Here is an 18506-nt window from a genome sequence, read left to right as displayed (position 1 = left end):
TTGGATTATCTTCACCTCAACCTCCGATTTGTTAGAATTCGGGGGTGTTCGTTTTGGTGTGAGGATAGAAGCGCGATGAAAGGACTCAAACAATGGTCTGTCTATGGACTGGGGAGCCTTATCCTGTCTCTGACGGGGGTAGGTTTGTCCGCTGAGGGGGCGATCGCCCAAGCGGCCTATGGAAGTTATGTTGGAGTGGGTGGAAGTGTCGGCCTACAAGAGGGAGGAGGAGCGTCGGGAGTTGTGGCTTTCCGCTATCGACTTTTAGAAGTACCGATTTCCCTACGAACCCAGGTGTTAGCGGGAAATGGCATTGCTATTGTTCCCACGGTTTCCTATGATATCCCCATTAACTGGGAAACGGATGCCTATATTGGTGCTGGGGTAGCGTTTACGGGCAATGAAGACACACCGGTTGGCAATACCACCAGTTTTGTCTTGCAACCGGGAATTGATCGCACCTTTCCTAACAGTAATTTGGTGGTTTTTGGTAATGCCATTATTGCCTTTGATGCCTATGAAGACACCAACCGCACGGGATTTTCTCTTCAAGGAGGTGTGGGGATTCAGTTTTAGGGATGTCTTGGAAAACAGAGCATTTGAGTGAAACTCACCCTATCCCAGTCAGAATAGCGATTAGGATGGGGAAGAGGTCTTCCAAGTCAGTGGGAACTCGATATAAACTGAGGTCTTGCTCAATCTGATGCTGTTGGCGATTTAAGCGTCCAAACTGCCAGATATCCCCAGTTGACACGACCCCATAGAGGGGGCGAGTATCGGAATCAAGCCATTGGTCAAGGGCAATCAATTCTGCCGCCAATTGCGTGAATCCCCGAGCCAGATCAGCATTTTTAGCTTCAATAATCAGGAGGCTATTTTGACTCTGGAGATAGTAGTCTAGGGAGCCTTTAAGTTGGTCAGAAACTCGAATGGTGTATTCAATTCTGAGTTGAGCTTGGGTGTAGTCAATCAGGGTTAAAACAATTGGCGCAATCAGAACCTCTCGGCGAGCGGCTTCACTGGTTAGACTGACATAGGGAAGCCGCTGTTCTAGGCTGTGTTTGAGCTGTTGGAGGGGGATGCGATCGAGTTCAGCTTGAGGAAGTTCAAGCTGAGTTTTTCGTAGGGAATAGCCCAGTTCTGCCAGAATTTCAAGGGATAGCCCATCTCAACTATTGCATCAAGGGAGTCATGGGTCAGATGTAACCCTCGCAGATACTCCCCAATTGATAAAAACTCATCCAACGCCAAATAACGCGCCGCCAACTCCAACCCCAAGGGCAACCCGTCAAACCAGCGCAACAACTCTGTCAGGGCCTCCGGTTCCGCCTCCAACCGCGCCGCCTCAAGGTAGCCAGTCAACAACTCCCGCGCCGCCTCATCGGACAGCGTATCCAAGCGGTAATCTTGCACCCCCGTACACCGTTCTCGCGTCGTCCACAACACCCGAAACTGTCCCCCAGGACGAAACATGGACAACTTCGCCCCATCCCGCTCCCGCACCACATCATCCAACACCAACAACACCGCCCCCTCCCGAGGCCAATGCTGCCAACAATAGGCCAGCCGCTGCGCCACCGTCGTCAACTCCGCCGGGATGTCTAGGGCAAACTCGGTCTGATAAAACAGCACTAACTGCTCTCCCGGATTCCCCGCCACCATGTCCAACCAGACCACTCCACCGGGAAAATTCCCCGCCTCATATTCCTGCTGCGCCCATTGCCAGGCTAACTCGGTTTTCCCCAGTCCCCCCATCCCCGACAGCGCCGCCGCGATCGCCACCTGATCGACTTGGGCGAACAAGGCGCTCAATTGGGCAATCGCCACCTCCCGCCCGACAAATTTGGGAACGGTGCGACGGTAGCGAAGAAGGTTTGAGGGAGGGTTGGCGATTTGGGGGCTTGGTTTTTTGACAATTTCCCGGATAATGTTGCGGGTTTCTTCATGTTCCTGTTTTACCCTGTCGCGGGTTTCTTTCCCCTCCTGCCGCATCACCCCTTCTAATCGTTGCAATTCCACGGTCAGTTGGTCGGCCATGGCTTGGGAGAGGGAGGGGGTTTGTTGCCGCCACTCCGCCAACTGTTGCGCCAACTCCTGCTGACCGGCGGTTAAGTTCCCCAGTAGGTCAAACACCATCCCCGCAAAGGCTTCTTTTCCTTCAGCAAAATCCCGCTTTAACACTTCCCGGATGGCTTTGGGGAACTGTTCATGCAAGCGTTGAGCCAGGGTATCCACAAGAGTCGGAGTCAAGGTGGCTAAGGGATACACCCCGCCAGAGCGCCAGCGCCGCACTCGCCCCCGCCAGGATTGACGCAGCCAGCGCCGCGCCCTAGGTCGCAAGGCGTCAACAACAGGTCGCCATTCTTGCCAAGTGTCTAAGGCCTGCATCTGTTCAAAGTTCTCTGCTGCTGTGGCAAAGTAAGTCTCGGCTAATTTGTCTTCAAATAACCCCTCTGGGGTCTGATTTCCCAGGATATCTGCGATGATGTGCGACCAGTGCTGGCGGGCGCTTTGGGCTAATGCGTCTAGGGCCAAGCGCGATCGCCCCTGGTGGTCTTGGGCCAGGGTTTCAATGACGATGGCGATCGCCCGTCCCACGGCCCGCGTCAAATGAGCATTGCGTAAATCGGGATCTCCGAACTGGCTATCGATCGCCCCCAAATCATTGGCAAAAATCCCCCCGGCTACGCCAGACAGGGCTGTTCCAGCGATAATGAGGGGAAGACTGGTGGGGGCGATCGCACTGGCCGCCGCCCCTACCACCACCGCCGCGCCAAAGGTTCCTAAGCGACCCGCCAACGCACGATCCATACTTCTGTTCCCCTAAACCACCTCCTCCATTGTAGGGATTTCGAGGCCGTTGTCCTTGGGGTGCGATCGGCCCTTAGCTCAAAACAATTGACCCATCTGGCTTATAGCCTCCTTGTCACCCTTTGAGTCTAAAGACTATCAGTTATAACCGGTAACGCACCAGATTATTCCTCCTCGTTATCCCATGTCTCTATTTCTCTCCCTTGATCCAAAAACGATGATGATTATGATCGTCATCTCATCGTTTCTGCAAGCCTGGGTGCTTATTGCCCTGGGGGTTGTCGCCAATCAATATAAAGGGATTTCTCTCTATGTGGTAGGAACCGTCATGGCTTCCCTATCATTTATCATTGGACTATTGACGTTTAGCTGGGAAGTTCCCCCACTGAGATTTATCAGCAATACGTTTATCATTGGCTCGCGAGTAATTTGGGCGATCGCCATTGGTCAATTCTTGGGGAGAAAAACAACTAAATTCACTTGGGCTTTTCTAGCAGCAACGTTATTGAGTTCACAAATTTATCATAACTACATTGCCACGAATTATAATGAGCGTCAGTTTTTTATGATTCCTCTAAATATTATAATTTGTGCAATTACTATTAGCTACATCTTAAAATCCAAACATAGTTATTTTTATTTCACTGTTTATTCGCTGGTCGTTGTTTTTGCGGCGGACATTTTGCTTTCTTCTTTCAGGGGTTTATTGATACTCGATGGAACAACTCAAAGCCTCGTTGATGCTTCCTTTGCCAACTTGCTCACATTTATGACACTCTTTGTCATTGATTTTCTTCGCAATTGCTTTTTTGTTTTGATGGTCAGTCAGCGGATGTACTCAGATTTAAAATTATTATCTGAGACTGATTTTTTGACCCAAGTATTGAATCGAGGGGCTGTCACCGAGCGCATCAATACAAATATAAAAAACAGAAAAAATTACCCGTTAAGTTTAATTTTGGTTGATATTGACTATTTCAAAAAAATCAATGATACCTACGGTCATGACGTAGGAGATATCGTCCTAAAAACTGTGGTTAGCGTACTTCAGGCTCAATTGTATCCTGGGGACATCATCGGACGTTGGGGAGGGGAAGAATTTTTAATTGTTCTACCCAATTGTTCAGCATCGGATGTACGCGATCGCACTGAGTCGTTACGCCATACCGTTGAGAAAACGGCTATTTTTGACAGCACAATTCCAAATCAGCAGATACATTGTACCCTAAGTTTGGGAGTGGTCACCGCCACTCAATCAAAGGTGACTCTAAATGACCTCCTCAAACCAGCAGATTTGGCCCTCTATGAAGCTAAAAATAGCGGACGGAATCAGGCTCAATATATAGTCTTTAGCCGTTAAGCCTCGGCGACGAAACCACGGCTTGCCCCCCTTCACCGCCCTAACGCGAGAGAGATGACAGTCAGCTAACCGCTCTAGCAGCCATCGGCGGAGATGATGGATAATGGAGAAGAGATATTGGGGGTAAAAGGTCAATGACATTCTTTAATCCAGATACGATGATCTTGATGATTGCAATATCCTCATTACTTCAAGCAGCTGTGCTGGTAGTTCTTTGGATTTCGGCTAATCAATACAAAGGAATGTCCACTTATGTCCTGGGGACTTTGCTATCTAGCTTGTCATTTGTCGGTTTTTTAGTGAGGAGTCTATTTTTTCCCTCCCCAGAACTTCGCCTGATCAATAACATTGTCCTTTTTAGTGCCATCTGTTTGCATATCATCGGTATCGGTCAGTTCTTAAGCCGTAAAATCAATTATTCGTATTGGCTATTTGCTGTCACACTAATTCTATTCTTCCAAATTTACTGGGTTTATTATGACGACAACTATTTCTGGCGTAACGTTTTTATTTTAGTGCCAATAGCTGGAATATATGCAATTGGCTTCCAGTATATTCAAAACTCTAAAATAATCAGTTTTCGCGCAACTTCTCGGAGTCTTGAATTGGTTTTAGGTGTGGGATTTTGGGTATTTATTATGCGCATTATTTTAATTAGAGACGGAACAACTCAATCTATTATCGATGAAACAATTGCCAATGCTTTTACATTTTTGTCTTTGTTTGTTATTGATTTTCTTCGCAATGGTTTTTTTGTAATTATGGTCAGTCAACGGATGTATGCCGAACTGCATCATTTAGCAGAAATAGATTTTTTAACCCAAATTTTTAATCGAGGTGCAACCGCTCGACGGCTGGAGAGGAAGCTAAAAAAAGCACAGCGACATCAGGCTACCCTAATTTTATTAGATATTGATTATTTCAAGAAAATCAATGATAATCATGGTCATGACGTGGGCGATCGCGTCCTCCAAGAAGTGGCACGAGTCTTAGAATCTCAACTGACCCCTCAGGACATCTTAGGACGCTGGGGGGGCGAAGAATTTGTTATTTTCCTACCCAATTGCTCCGCCGCCGCTGCCCGCGATCGCGCCGAATCCCTACGACTTCAAGTCGAAAAAAACACCGTTGATTATGTCATCAAAACCCTGAGATGCACCATCAGTTTGGGGGTTGTCACCGCCCCACTGGGTCACTATCCCCTCGACACGCTCCTCAAACAAGCGGATCTTGCCCTCTATCAAGCCAAAGAAAACGGACGAAATCGAGCCGAATACGTCATCCTATGACCCGGAACTACTCCCGCCTCCCCGCCTCATAAAACGCTTCCCAACCAGGACGAGATTGAATCACCGTTTCCAAATACTCCTCCCAGGCGATCGCATTCTGGGGGGACTCCTGCACCACCACATCCCGAACCCCTGCCAGCAAATCCTCGGCCCGTAACTGGCCATCGCCAAAATGAGCCGCCAGGGCCAACCCCTGATTCACCACCGAAATCGCATCCGCTGGACTCAACACTCCCTGAGACGACTTTAACGGCCGTTGGCCATCCTCCGTCATCCCCTGACGCAACTCCCGGAAGATGGTCACCACCCGGCGAATTTCCTCTAAAATCGGCGTTTCCTGCCGTAACTCCAACGGCATCCCCAAAGCTTCCACCCGACGGCGGACAATCTCCACCTCCATCTCCAACGTCGCCGGAAGCGGTAACACCACCGTATTAAAACGACGTTTCAGGGCCGTCGAGAGATCATTCACCCCTCGATCCTTCTGATTCGCCGTCGCAATCAGATTAAACCCTTGTCGGGCAAAACTATCCTCCTTTAACTCAGGAATCGGCAAGCGTTTCTCCGAGAGAATCGTCAGCAGAGAATCCTGCACATCTGTCGGCAGGCGCGTCAACTCCTCAATACGGACGATCGCCCCCTCTTCCATGGCCCGCAACACCGGACTGGCTACCAAGGCCTCAGCCGAGAACCCCTGCGCTAGGAGTTTGGCATAATTCCAGCTATAGCGAAGGGCCTCCTCAGGGGTTCCCGCCGTTCCCTGAACCAAGAAGCGAGAATGGCCCGAAATGGCAATACTTAAATGTTCCGACAGCCAAGACTTCCCCGTTCCGGGAACCCCCAACAACAACAGGGCCCGATCCGTCACCAGAGTGGCGATCGCAATCTCGATCGCCCGCGCCGAACCAATATACTTCGGCGTAATCTCCAAACCAGTCTCCAGAGTTCCCCCGATCAGATAGGTTCGCACCGCCCAGGGGGATAACTGCCATTGAGGAGGACGCGGCCGCCGATCAACCTCCTGTAACGCCGCCAATTCTTCCGCAAACTGGATCTCTAAGCTCGGACGGACTCGAACCATAATCGAACACCGCTCAGATTGCGCTTAGACTTTAGGGGATTCCAAGGCAACTTGCAACATCAAGAGAATATCTCGCTCCCGAAACCGCTGAGCCAGATTCCCCAGACATTGGGCAAACTCCCGACAGTCTCCAGCGTCCTCCACAACCTGGTCAGACCAACCGCGAATCCGGTTGAGATTGCCCCGTCTTGCCCAGTCTAGGAGTTGGGCTAAAACTTCCCGGTTGGGTAGTGGCAGGCCCTCAACTGCATCAGCATCAAAAGTCTCAGGAGATACCGTAGTCGTTGCTTCAGCAGGGGTCTCCATTGCCTCATACTGCCAATCTAGCTGTAAGAGCTGCTGCAACAAATTAAATAACTCCTCCGCTTGAATCGGTTTCGGGAGAAAGGCACTCCCTCCAAACTCCAAACTGCGATCACGATCCTCCTCAAAAACACTAGCCGAGGAAACAATAATCGGAAGACTCCTAAACTCAGACAGCCCTCGCAACCGCTGAATCAGCTCAAATCCATCTGAGTCGGGCATGACCAAATCCGTCAAAATCAAATCCGGCTGCTGGGCCAGGGCACAATCATAGCCCTCGTGACCATCCGCCGCCTCCAACATTCCAAATTCCAACGGCTCTAGCAAACTGCGTACAACACTGCGATTCTCTGGCCTGTCATCGACCACTAAAATCCTCCGTCGAGGGCCCTGATAGCCCAAAATCTTGCCATAACGGGTCATAGAGGGGGCTACCCATTCTTGAGCTAGGGGGAACACCAGGTCAAAGACAAACGTACTCCCCTGATTAATCTGACTTTGCACCTGAATCTGACTCCCCATCAGATGGACAATCTTCTGGGAAATCGTTAAGCCCAATCCCGTTCCCTCCGCCATTTCCCTAGCTCTCCCGACCTGCTCAAAGGGCTGAAAGATCCGTTCAAGCTGCTCCTGGCTCATGCCCACCCCCGTATCCCGAATCTCAAACCGTACCTTCACTGCCTCGTCTAAATGCTCAATCACGGCCACTTGAAAGGTGACTTGACCCGCCTCGGTATATTTCACCGCGTTGCCCAGAAGATTGATCAGAACTTGCCGCAACCGTTTTTCATCAGTGCGAACTGCCTCGGGAATTGGCGTCACCACCTGATACTGCCAAGCCAGTCCCTTGGGTTCGGCCTTGATCTGACAAATTTCTGAAACTCCGGTGAGAAATGCCGGAAAGTAAATGTCCGAAAGGTAAAGTTCCATTTTTCGGGCTTCGATTTTGGACAGATCCAGAATGTCGTTGATTAAGGTCAGGAGATGGGAGCCACATTGATGAATAATCTCAATCCCTTGACGCTGCTGCTCACTGTGAGGGTTCCGTTTGAGAATTTGTGCATAGCCCAAAATGCCGTTAAGAGGAGTTCGCAGTTCATGACTCATGTTGGCCAAAAACTCGCTCTTAGCCCGGTTCGCTAGGTCAGCGGCTTCTCGGGCCTGTTCCAGGGCCTGTTCAGTGGCTTTGCGATCGCTGATGTCGGTGGCGACGTTCAACAGATAATGACGGGTTTCCGTTTCTGAGCCTTGCAGGAACAAGGGTTTTTCCAGGCAATAAAAATACCGCTCCTCACCGGCGGCATTGGTAATCACTTTTTCGTAAATGCGCACATCATCAAGCAGGGGATCTTTGACCGGGCCCTGACTGGAGTTGGCCTCCGGGTTTGGGGGCAATTGAGTCAGTTCCTCGCTCGTGCAGCCAATTAAGGCCTCTACGGAGGTTCCGTAAAACTCCGCCAGACTGCGGTTGGCCAAGACGAAGCGATCGCTCATATCCCGAACCTCAATCAGGCTGGGATTAGTATCAATAACATTCCGCAAAAAGGTTTGTTGCCGGGAGAGGTCACGTTGACTCTGGTTTAGGGATGCGGTTCGTTCTGCCACCCGCCTTTCCAACTCCTGATTGTACTGTTCGAGTTGTCGCTGGGTGGCGGTGCGTTCTTGCACCAAGGCACATAAGACCAAAGCACTCAGGGCGATGACGCTGATAAACGATTGTAAGAGAACTAAGGACATGGCCACAGAGGGACGGGCAAAGGTTCCCATCCCCTGGGCGGTTCCGATAATGGCAAGGGTGGTCATTAGAGTGACCAGACTGGTGACCTCTCGCCAGCCAAAACGAAAGGTTGCCCAGCCTAACAGCGGCAGCAGACTATATTCGATGGGGTAGTCTCGGAAAAAGGCAATGTAGGCGATGACGGTGGCTAAACCCGTGATGACGCTAATATGTAGCCAATCCCGCCGTCGATAGGGTTGGGCGCAACGGCGATCGCTCCAGCAGAGGAACAACGGGGCAATGACTAAAATTCCCGTGGCATTACTGATAAACCAGGTTTGCCATAGAGTCATCATCTGGGCCCCTGGCAGTTCTGCCAAGATTCTTAAGGCCAGCATCGCGACCGTGGCACTGATCGCCGCCGGAACCGTCGCGACTAAGCCAATAAAAACCAAAACATCTCGTAAAGACTCGAATCCTGGAGAACAATGGGTATAGCGACGTAAGAATCTCGCTCCTAGCCAAAATTCTAAGAGTTGATTCAGAATCATCACGCTCCAGAGGAAAGATTGCTCTGGAGTCTGGAGATAGCGATTGAGGTTAAACAGCATAACCCCGAGTGCCAGGCCGGGGAGGGTCCCATTGCCCCAAATCCCTAGGATCGCGATCGCCATCCCCGCCGCAATCCAAATCGGTGCGCCGACTCCAGCGGCGAGGGTTAAAAAACTTAAGTTCAGGGTTAATACCAGATACATCACCAGGGCAATTCCCAGGTTGAGCATCACCATCTGACCCGGATGTTTCCAGCCGAAGAAAGCCGCCATATCGATGTAGGTTTATTGGGATAGCCGCAGTCAACCGGACTGATTCTAGCACCCGTATTAACCCATCCAACAAAAATAAAGCTTAAGTTTCTAGATTAGCTCGTGATACCGTAACTTGCGTAACACTTCAGGGGATCACCTTAAAATTATTCACTTATCTAGGCGTTATTTGACTCAACTCGCGCAAGTTTTTTCCTGAATCCCACACTGAATGAAGATGAGTTAAAGAAGATATCACAACCCAGCATTTTACAGTCTATCTAACGGTTTATTATTACACCCGGTTAGAATGAGGGCGAGATGGAAGGAACCCCTCCCAAACTTCTCTAACGATTGATGTCCCGACCGTGATCACCGATACCCCATGACACCTGCTCTGAAAGCGTGGTTACTTTGCCTAATACTCTGTTGCGGGAGCTTTTGGCTAACCCTAAAACTCCCTGCCCTCTCGCAGAGTCCTGAGCCAACTCCCTCCTCTGTCATTGCGATGAACCCCTCCCCCGAGGAATTGCTCAACGCGGGGTTAGATGACTATCGTCGAGGAGACTATCTCAGGGCGATCGCCCAATGGCAACAGGCCCTAGACCAGAACCCCTCCCCTGCCACCGAGATCCGGTTACACCAAAATCTCGCCAATGCCTATCAACGTTTGGGCCATGCTCCCCAAACCGCGATTTTTCATTGGCAACAGGTTTTAGAACTCGCGGCTTCAATGCCTGAATCGGAGTCCCCTAGTTCCTCCCTCGCTCAAGCTCAAATCCGCATTGAACAGGCCCAACTTTATGATGCGATGGGGCAACATCAGCGAGCCATCGATCTCCTTGACGAGGCCCGTGGACAACTCCAGGGCGATCGCCCCAGTGAATTAGCCCTCCAGGGGGCCTTAGGGAATGCCTACTCCGCTCTAGGCCGCTATGAATATGCTATCACCGCCCATGAAGCAAGCCTTGAGCAGGCCCAGGTCTTAGAGCGTCCCCAGGCCATTGCCACAGCCCTAAGTAATCTCGCCAATACCCACGGTTTCCGGGCCCGTCGCGCTTACTATCAAGAAGAAGTAGCTCGTGAGGAGGGAGAAGACGCCGATGCTGAGCGGGCCCAGGCTCAATTTGAACGCGATCGCCAAGCCATTGAACTGCGACTCCAGCAAAGCCTTGAACTCGGAGAAAGCGTTGGAGGCATCACCCAAGTTCGCAGTCTCCTCAATGCTCATCGTCTCCTCCAGGAATTTTTCTCGGAGCGTCAGGAGGAACGAGAACGCATCCGTCAGCAACTTGAACCTCTCCTCACTCTCTTACCCCCGTCACGGGAGAAAATCTTTGCGTTGATTTACCTGGCCCAACAGCAACCCCGAAGCCAGCAATCCCACGCTCGTGACTTATTAGAAACCGCCATTACCCTGTCTCGCACCATTGACGATCCCCGGGCTGAATCCTTCGCCCTCGGAACCTTAGGAACCCTGTATGAGCAAGACCAGCAATATGAAACTGCCCTGCGTCTAACCCAACAGGCCCAATTTACGGCCCAGGAAATTTCCGCCTTCGATAGTCTCTATCGCTGGCAACAGCAAGCGGCCCGCATCCATCAGCACACCGGAGAATTCAGTCTGGCTCTAGCCCAATATCGTGCCGCGACCAATAGTTTAGATTACTTGCGCGGGGATTTAATTGCCACCAGTCGTGATCTCCAGTTTGAATTTCGTGATGCTGTTGAGCCGGTTTACCGTGAACTCATTGCCTTACTCCTAGAAGGGGATACGCCGGGAACCTACCAATCTAAACTCCAGGAAACTCTCGATATTTTGGAGCGCCTTAAGTTAGCAGAACTTCGCGACTTTTTTGGCGATGATTGTGTTGAAGTGGCTCAAACTGTTGTTCAAGAAAATGGACAATTGTCTGATTCAACAGCGGTTATTGTTTATAGTATTCTTCTGGATGAATCAGCCGTTTTGATTTTGCAAGAAGCTGATGGAACCCTCAGCAGCTATACCGTCCCCCATTCCAGAAAGGAGATTGAAGATGAGGTGAATACCTTTCGGAGTTTGCTGGAGAAACGAGGAACCAACGAATATCTCAAGCCCGCCCAACGACTCTATGACTGGCTCGTGCGTCCTCTGCAAGCGGATTTAGAGGCGATCGCCCCGGAAACCTTGGTCTTCATTCAAGATGGCGTCCTGCGAAAAACTCCCGTGGCTGCCCTCCATGACGGTCAGCGGTTTTTAGTCGAGTCCTACGCCCTGGCCACCACTCCCAGTTTGCGCCTAACCACAAGCGGCCGCCGCAATGCCCAATTTGGACAAACCCTAATTGCCGGGTTAACGGTGGAAATTCCGCCCTTTGCCGCTCTCAATAATGTAGAGCGAGAAGTCAGGGAGGTTCAGGGCTTAATGGGGGGAGTCTCATTACTCGATGAAGACTTCACCGTGGGAAGCCTAGAGCAGGAACTAACCCAAAAGCCCTATTCAATTGTTCATCTGGCCACCCATGGCAAGTTTGGTGTGGATGCCCAGGGCACATTTTTGCTGGCCTTTGACGATCGCATCACCATCGAAGCCATGGATCAACTGTTGCGATCGCGTCGCCGCTCCGGAAACAGCCGCCAACCTCTGGATTTACTGGTGCTGAGTGCCTGTCAAACCGCAGCTGGAGACAACCGCTCCGCCCTGGGAATTGCTGGGGTGGCGGTGCGTGCGGGAGCTAAAACCGCCCTAGCCAGTCTCTGGTTTATCAACGATGAGGCCACGGTTCCCCTAATTACCAATTTCTATAAGGAACTCCAGACCCCTGGAATAACCAAAGCCCAAGCCCTGAAAGCCGCCCAACAAAAGGCCATTGACAGTCAGTTCTACAGTCACCCCGGGGTCTGGTCACCCTTTATTCTCATCGGCACTTGGCGTTAAAGGGGCGTTAAAGGGTGTGCTAGAGGGGGCGTTGTCCCATCACACACTGTTTTAAGACCCCAGCCGTCCAATCAATATCAGCTTCCGTGGTGTCTCGTCCCAAGGTCAAGCGAATTCCCGCCTGAGCTAACCGTTCAGGATAGCCCATGGCCAAGAGAACCGGACTGGGGGCCAGTTTCCCGCTATGACAAGCAGACCCCGAACTAATGGCAATCCCCGCTAAATTTAACTGCCGCACTAGGGCTTTCCCGGTGATGGGTTTCCCCCGGCTATCCTCAGCATCCACCAAAAAACTCACATGATGAGGTAGACGATTCTGGCGATCGCCCGTGACCTGGAGACTCCAAACCCCAGCTAAATGCTCAAACAGGCGATCTCGCAATTGTTCTAAGCGTGGGCTTTCTGAGTCGAGTTCTGATGACGCCAGGGCCGCCGCCACACCAAAACCCACAATATTCGGCACGGCTTCGGTTCCTGAGCGCCGTCCCCGTTCTTGACCTCCCCCCGCCAGCAGGGGCTGTAGGGACAGTCCTGGACGAACATAGAGCGCCCCCACCCCTTTGGGGCCATAGAGCTTATGACTCGAAAGGGAGAGCAAATCCACCCCCAACGCCTCCACATCGAGGGGCAACCGTCCCGCCACCTGAACGGCATCCGTATGAAATAACACCCCATGCCCACGGGCGATCGCCGCCAACTCGGCAATGGGTTGAACGGTACCCACCTCGCTTTGTCCATAAATCACCGACGCCAGGGCCGTATCGGGGCGTAGTGCCGCCTTGAAATCCTCGGGACTCACTCGCCCTTGGGGGGTCACCGATAGACGGGTCACCTGCCAGCCTTGCTCCTGCAAGCGCCCCGCCGGTTCTGAGATGGCCGCATGTTCAACGCCCGAGATAATCAGATGGCCCGGTTTTTGGGGTAAGGCTCCCATCAGGGCCAGATTATTGGCTTCCGTGCCGCCACTGGTGAAGATAATCGACTCCGCCGGAGCATTAATCAAATCGGCCACCTGAAGCCGGGCCGTTTCCACCGCTGTCGCTGCCGTTTCGCCCCAGTGATGCAAGCTAGAGGGATTGCCCCAGGCCTGAGTCAGGGAGTTCAGCATCGCCTCAACCGCTTCCGAGCGTGTCGGTGTGGTGGCGCTATGGTCTAAGTAGATTTGCATGGGGACCTCTCCTGAACATTGCCATCAATACACCTCCCCCCTTCTAGGGTAAGCCTATGGACTTGCAGATACTGGCCCCCTGGCGATCTAGACTCAGCGATCGCACGGTCACAGCGGTTTTTGACTGTTGCCAGGCTTGTTCCATGGCCGCCACCACCTTAGGAGCATTGGCCCTCGATGCCAGGGCTAATAGAGTCGGCCCCGCGCCGCTAATCGCTAATCCATAGGCGCCCGCCTGCACCGCCGCCTCATGGACCTCTCCATAGCCGGGAATCAACCGTTGACGGTAGGGTTGATGAACCCGATCCTGCATTCCTACCCGTAACTGCTCCCCATCTCCGGTTTCGAGACCTTTCACTAACAGGGCTAAATGGGCTGTATTAAAGACCACATCTGCACGACAGTACTCTTGAGGCAGGACTTGCCGGGCCGCCGCCGTGGAGAGTTCAAACTGGGGGATCGCCACCACCGGGACAATCTCCGAATGCCAAGCCACCGTGCAATGGAGCCAATCCTCGTCATCACTGGCCGCCAACTGACAGCCTCCTAACAGAGCCGGGACGACGTTATCTGGGTGGCCTTCGAGATCAATAGCCATACGCATTAAAGCCTGGGGACTCAGGGGGTTGCCGGCCCAATAGTTGGCCCCGAGCAGTCCGCCCACGATCGCCGTCGCGGAACTGCCTAAACCTCGGGCCAGGGGCACGCCCAAGTCAATCTCTAACTGTAAACTTGGGGGAGTTTGGCCGAGGGCTTCAAAGAACTGACAAAAAACTTGATACACCAAATTCTCCCCATCCGTCGCCACCCGTGCTGCTTCCTCACCTCGCACCTGAATCGTGACGCCAGACTCAGAGAGTCCCTGAGTCTGTGGCCCTGGGGGGGGCAAAAAGGAAAATCGGTTATGTAACGACAGCGCCGCCCCTAAACAGTCGAAACCGGGTCCGAGGTTTGCCGTGGTAGCCGGGACGGTGACAGTAAACGGATGAAGCATTCAGGTGGATAACAGGGAATTGGCGGACAAGGGAGCGGCGATCGCCTCGTGTCCGAGCCGGCGATCGCTCGATGAGAAAATTCTATCCTAGAGCGGGGCCATCTCAGGAATACCCTCAACGGGGGCGATCGTCTAAACCTGAACCGTTTGGTTCCCTCGAAGTAAGTTAGCCCGATGTTTTGCCAGTTCCAACACTCCCTCAGTAATGATTTTCACCACATCCACTCGACCTTGGCGTAGGAGGCGATGTTGTAAGAAGGTTTCGGCGGGAAGTTCCCCTTTCAGAAACTCCTTAGAGGCGGCGAGCAGTTCACTGACACAATCAAACCCCACTGACTCAATAATGAAGGTCGCTAGGGGGGAATTTTTCAAGTCGTAGGCTGATTCACGGGTACGCCCTTGGCTGAGCAGTTGTAGTACTTCCGCCTCTCGTTGGGTGGAGGGAGGACAGTCACTAGAGAGATGGGGTAAAAATTCGGCTAGGGCCGGGGTTTTGACCCCCTCTTCCGGAAACTCACCCATCATCGTCGAGATATGGACATTGCGTCCAAGGCGATAGGAAAGGGCCTCCAGGACGGCGATGGTGATCAGTTTCACCCCGAGATATAGCTGAGCCGTTTCTAGGTTCTTGCGGGTGCGTTCGACTAAGCCAGCGTAGGTGTAATCATCAGGCTCACCCCGATATTGGCTGAACACCACTTCAGGCTTGAGGAAGTTGATAAAGCCTTCCATCTTCTGAATCGATCGCCGATAGCCGCGCACGGTGTAGGAGTTGGCACTAATCAGTTCGTGATTGGTTTCTGGGAGCAGGTTCCAGGTATTGTCCAGAAATTCCGCTGAGTTGGGCAGGGCAAAGTTTTCCACATCCCGATTCGCCAGACGCACCGCTCGTTTGACCGCATCATAGATCTCCTCATCGGTCCAGTTGAGCGTAAACTGATCGCAGGTGCGAGTTAGGTTGTGTTCGAGGCGCTCGCTGGCCGTCCAGCCTTCAGCGCAAACCCCCCGGAAGGGGATTGTAGCCTCGATGCAGGCACAGATGCGCACCAAATCCCCCAAGGATAAAAAGGGGTCTAAGGCCTTGGTGGCGATGACGGCACTGAGGAACTCATTTTGTCCTCGGAAGGGATCGAGGACTTGTTCTGGGGCGAAGCCAAAGACCGACAAGACCAGCAAGAAGTTGCTATCGTCAGGAAGTCGCTCTAAGGGCAAAATCGATAACTTGCCATTGAGTTCTTCAATGTAGGGGGAGATGTAGCGGCTGACGTTTAGGTTAATTCCTGAATCGACCTGAACATAGACTAAGTCATGGAAGAGTGCTGACAGAACCTCAAGGGGGTCATCCGAGCCGCCCACTTCAAAAATGTGAGACGGCGTATGGAAATACCGCCATTGTCCCGTCATCGCCTGTACGATCAATGACGCAATTGGTTCGATTTCCTCCATCGGTGGGGGGGCTGCCAGTTCCGAAATTGAGCCGACTAGGCTGTCCAGGCAGCGTTGGTAAGCAACTTCTAGCTCCATCAATCCCTCGTGTTGTTTCCCTGATTCCCGTGCATACGGTTGCAGACGACCTAAACTGTCGATGCACCTATTATCTGCCAGCATAACCTGAAGCCCGACCGGTTGCCGAAATTGTTCAGGATTGATTTCAATGGACTTGACACCGCACACGCCCTTTTCCAGTAAATTTTCTGCTCAGCCTGATTTGGAACCGACCATGTCTCTAGATAATGAAGCCTCTATCAGCGATTTGCTCACGCGTCAACAGGCGTTGACAATTGAATTGCAATCGCTCCAAGATCATCTTAATCGTCTCGTGCCTCAACTGGAAGAGGCGCAAACCCAAGCCCGCAAACCCCCCGACAAACCTCAGGGCACGTCCCCGGAAACCCTGTTAGCGTCCGCCACTCAGGTGGCTTTAGCTCGCTATGAGTGGAAGGCGAAGCTAGAGGGACTCGAGGTGGCGATCGCCTGGACTCAAGAGCAAATTCAGCAAAAAGCCGATGAACTCGAAGCCTTAGAAGCGACCATGGCTGAAGCCGAACGTCGCAGCGAGCAAACGGCCCAAGCTCGTCGGGGGGTAACTCAGTTAAACCAGGCCATCGATCAGGTTAAACAGCAGTTGAGCGAGTTGAAAGGCCAGGGCTGTCTCCACCTGTACACGGTCAACTTGCCTGAGTTTTCCCTCGATGAACAGGGACAAATTCAGGTTCGTCCCCATTCTTTCCGGATTCAGTGAGCCTCTTGGGGTCAGACATGGCAGCGGGGATGGGTCCTAATTCCGTATCATCAGGACGGTTACGGGGCGATCGCCATCCCCAGTATCAGCAAAATGTCAGAATAATTTGACATCTCAGGTTCAAAACGGATGAAAGCCGTGGGCCTAACATCTGGGATAAATGGTCAAAAGACATTAGCATGGGAAAAACTTTACATTTCAATTTATGAATGTTCGGGCAGGAACCCTCCTAAACAACGGGAAATACGCTATCGAAGCCCCGCTCGGTCAGGGCTATTTTGGCGCGACCTATCGGGCGACCCACGGGCAGCTCTGGCAGCCCGTCATTCTCAAAACCTTAGGCGATACCCTACTCACCCATGGCAATCGCAACGAGTTTGCCCGCCAATTTGTGGAACAGGCGCGGCTGCTCGCCCGGTGTCAGCATCCCAACTTGCCTCGGGTCTTAGATTTATTTGACGAGCAGGGACAGGCCTTTTTGGTCTTGGAGTATATCCCCGGCAATAGCCTCGTTCATCGGGTCAACAACCAGGGCCCCCTCTCGCCTCGCGAGGCCCTAACGGTGATGCAGAAACTAGCCCAAGCGGTTGAGGCGCTCCATCAGCAGGGACTATTACACCGGGATATTAAACCCGAACATGTCCTGCAAGTGCCCGGGGGCGATCACCTTATCCTCATCGAAATCGGCTTAACCCGCGACCTAACCACAGGATCTGGACAAACCTACAGCGGCCTACTGTCCCCTGGCTATGCCGCCCCAGAACAGTACAATGGCGTTCCCTCTAGCCCGGCGACAGATATCTATGCTCTCGCGGCCACCGCTTACTATCTCCTCAGTGGACAGCCTCCGGCCAGTGCCCCCCTGCGCGATCGCGTGCCCCTCAAGTCCTTAAATGACGGCACTTCCCTGGGAGCCGCCTTTGAAGAGGCCATCCTCAGGGGTCTCGATCTCAATCCTCAAACCCGTCCTGGGACCATTCGTGACTGGTTGGCGTTGCTCCCCAATGGAACGGGCGCGCGCCAAGGGAACAGCCGCCCCCGTCCGTCGGCGGCCAAGGCCAAAGCTCCCCAGGCTTCTGAGCCAACCCCAGCCCGGCCCATTTTTCAGCGTCCCTGGGTTCCTGCCCTCTTTGCCACCACCTCCGTTGTGGCGGCCATTGGCGGAGCCGCTGCCATGATGAGCTTGCGCTCGGCCATGAGTCGCGTGCCTGAATCCGACCCCTCCCAACTGCTCCAGAGCGATCCCAGTGGTGAGGGCCGTCCTCGCTTACGTCAGACCCCTGACTCAAGTCGCCCCCGCAACGCCGATGGTCCTCTCTTAGAGATTGATTCCTGGAGTCCGGTTGAGCCAAGGCCAGATGCCGAATATACCCGGAACCGTTGGCGGGAGGCGGAACCCGACAGCCGCGATCGCTCCTCCTCTTGGTCTGCCCCGAGTTCCACTCCTGAGAATAGAACCTACGGGAACCCAGCGCCTTACGCCCAGCCCTATGACTCCACCGGCTACCCAGCGGAGCCGGAGACCTATGAGGCCCCCTACACCGAGGAGTTAGACCAGTACGATGACCCTCTGGTGACGGATAAGCCTTTTACCGGCGATGAAACCCTGGATGTTCCCAGTTGGTCTGAGCCAGTGCCGGAGTCCTTAGAACGGCCCTGGGGCAGCGAGCCGGACTGGGGCGCAAATCCTGAGGCCAAAGTGCCCGATGCCTCTCAGGAAGACCCCTGGCGGCGGCAGTATGACAAACAAGTTCCCTCGTCACCCCCCACTCAGAGCTGAACTCATCAAGGCTGAGTTGAGGGGAGCGGAGATGAGAGCGC

General features: G+C 52.9%; 13 protein-coding genes. 6 read left to right on the top strand and 7 right to left on the bottom strand.

The window, feature by feature from the left end; translation table 11 throughout:
- Positions 1-75: 75 nt before the first annotated feature.
- Complete coding sequence (locus L855_RS13400) at positions 76-576, top strand: hypothetical protein (RefSeq protein WP_159788797.1); 501 nt, start codon at positions 76-78, stop codon at positions 574-576.
- Positions 577-610: 34 nt separating this feature from the next.
- Here the strand turns inward: L855_RS13400 and L855_RS13395 are convergent, their stop codons facing one another.
- The gene (locus L855_RS13395) at positions 611-820 is read right to left on the bottom strand and encodes a hypothetical protein (RefSeq protein WP_159788795.1); all 210 of its coding nucleotides are present in this window, start codon (positions 818-820) and stop codon (positions 611-613) included.
- Positions 821-1050: 230 nt separating this feature from the next.
- A complete protein-coding gene (locus L855_RS13390; RefSeq protein ID WP_159788793.1) occupies positions 1051-2811 on the bottom strand; it encodes an NB-ARC domain-containing protein in 1761 nt (586 codons plus the stop codon).
- A gap of 184 nt (positions 2812-2995) precedes the next feature.
- On the opposite strand from L855_RS13390, the gene L855_RS13385 reads away from it, so the two are divergent.
- Together L855_RS13385 and L855_RS13380 are read left to right on the top strand one after the other, a co-directional pair.
- The gene (locus L855_RS13385; protein ID WP_159788790.1) at positions 2996-4171 is read left to right on the top strand and encodes a diguanylate cyclase; all 1176 of its coding nucleotides are present in this window, start codon (positions 2996-2998) and stop codon (positions 4169-4171) included.
- Positions 4172-4305: 134 nt separating this feature from the next.
- Positions 4306-5460: a GGDEF domain-containing protein gene (locus L855_RS13380; RefSeq protein WP_159788788.1), complete on the top strand. Its 1155-nt coding sequence runs from the start codon at positions 4306-4308 to the stop codon at positions 5458-5460.
- Positions 5461-5467: 7 nt separating this feature from the next.
- Here the strand turns inward: L855_RS13380 and L855_RS13375 are convergent, their stop codons facing one another.
- Both L855_RS13375 and L855_RS13370 read right to left on the bottom strand, forming a co-directional pair.
- A complete protein-coding gene (locus tag L855_RS13375) occupies positions 5468-6541 on the bottom strand; it encodes an ATP-binding protein (RefSeq protein ID WP_159788786.1) in 1074 nt (357 codons plus the stop codon).
- Positions 6542-6565: 24 nt separating this feature from the next.
- On the bottom strand, positions 6566-9385 hold the full coding sequence (locus L855_RS13370) for an MASE1 domain-containing protein (protein WP_246198861.1): 2820 nt from the start codon (positions 9383-9385) through the stop codon (positions 6566-6568).
- 364 nt (positions 9386-9749) lie between these two features.
- Here L855_RS13370 and L855_RS13365 point away from each other — a divergent pair, with 364 nt between their 5' ends.
- Positions 9750-12281, top strand: a complete 2532-nt coding sequence (locus L855_RS13365) for a CHAT domain-containing protein (protein ID WP_159788784.1) — start codon at positions 9750-9752, stop codon at positions 12279-12281.
- Between the two features lie 19 nt (positions 12282-12300).
- Here the strand turns inward: L855_RS13365 and L855_RS13360 are convergent, their stop codons facing one another.
- The 3 genes from L855_RS13360 to L855_RS13350 form a co-directional block, all read right to left on the bottom strand.
- Positions 12301-13449 carry a cysteine desulfurase family protein gene (locus L855_RS13360; RefSeq protein WP_159788782.1) on the bottom strand — a complete coding sequence of 383 codons (1149 nt, stop codon included), beginning with the start codon at positions 13447-13449 and terminating at the stop codon, positions 12301-12303.
- Positions 13450-13492: 43 nt separating this feature from the next.
- Entirely contained in the window at positions 13493-14443 is a 951-nt protein-coding gene (thrB, locus tag L855_RS13355) for a homoserine kinase (protein WP_159788780.1), read from the bottom strand.
- A gap of 132 nt (positions 14444-14575) precedes the next feature.
- Positions 14576-15967 carry a hypothetical protein gene (locus tag L855_RS13350; protein ID WP_159788778.1) on the bottom strand — a complete coding sequence of 464 codons (1392 nt, stop codon included), beginning with the start codon at positions 15965-15967 and terminating at the stop codon, positions 14576-14578.
- A gap of 196 nt (positions 15968-16163) precedes the next feature.
- On the opposite strand from L855_RS13350, the gene L855_RS13345 reads away from it, so the two are divergent.
- Both L855_RS13345 and L855_RS13340 read left to right on the top strand, forming a co-directional pair.
- Complete coding sequence (locus L855_RS13345; protein ID WP_159788776.1) at positions 16164-16685, top strand: hypothetical protein; 522 nt, start codon at positions 16164-16166, stop codon at positions 16683-16685.
- Between the two features lie 205 nt (positions 16686-16890).
- A complete protein-coding gene (locus L855_RS13340; protein WP_159788774.1) occupies positions 16891-18465 on the top strand; it encodes a serine/threonine-protein kinase in 1575 nt (524 codons plus the stop codon).
- Positions 18466-18506: the final 41 nt, after the last annotated feature.

It is taken from the genome of Sodalinema gerasimenkoae IPPAS B-353 (assembly GCF_009846485.1).
Lineage (GTDB): Bacteria > Cyanobacteriota > Cyanobacteriia > Cyanobacteriales > Geitlerinemataceae > Sodalinema > Sodalinema gerasimenkoae.
The sequence above is the reverse complement of the archived record's forward strand: the minus strand, read 5'-3'. Positions and strand labels throughout refer to the sequence as shown.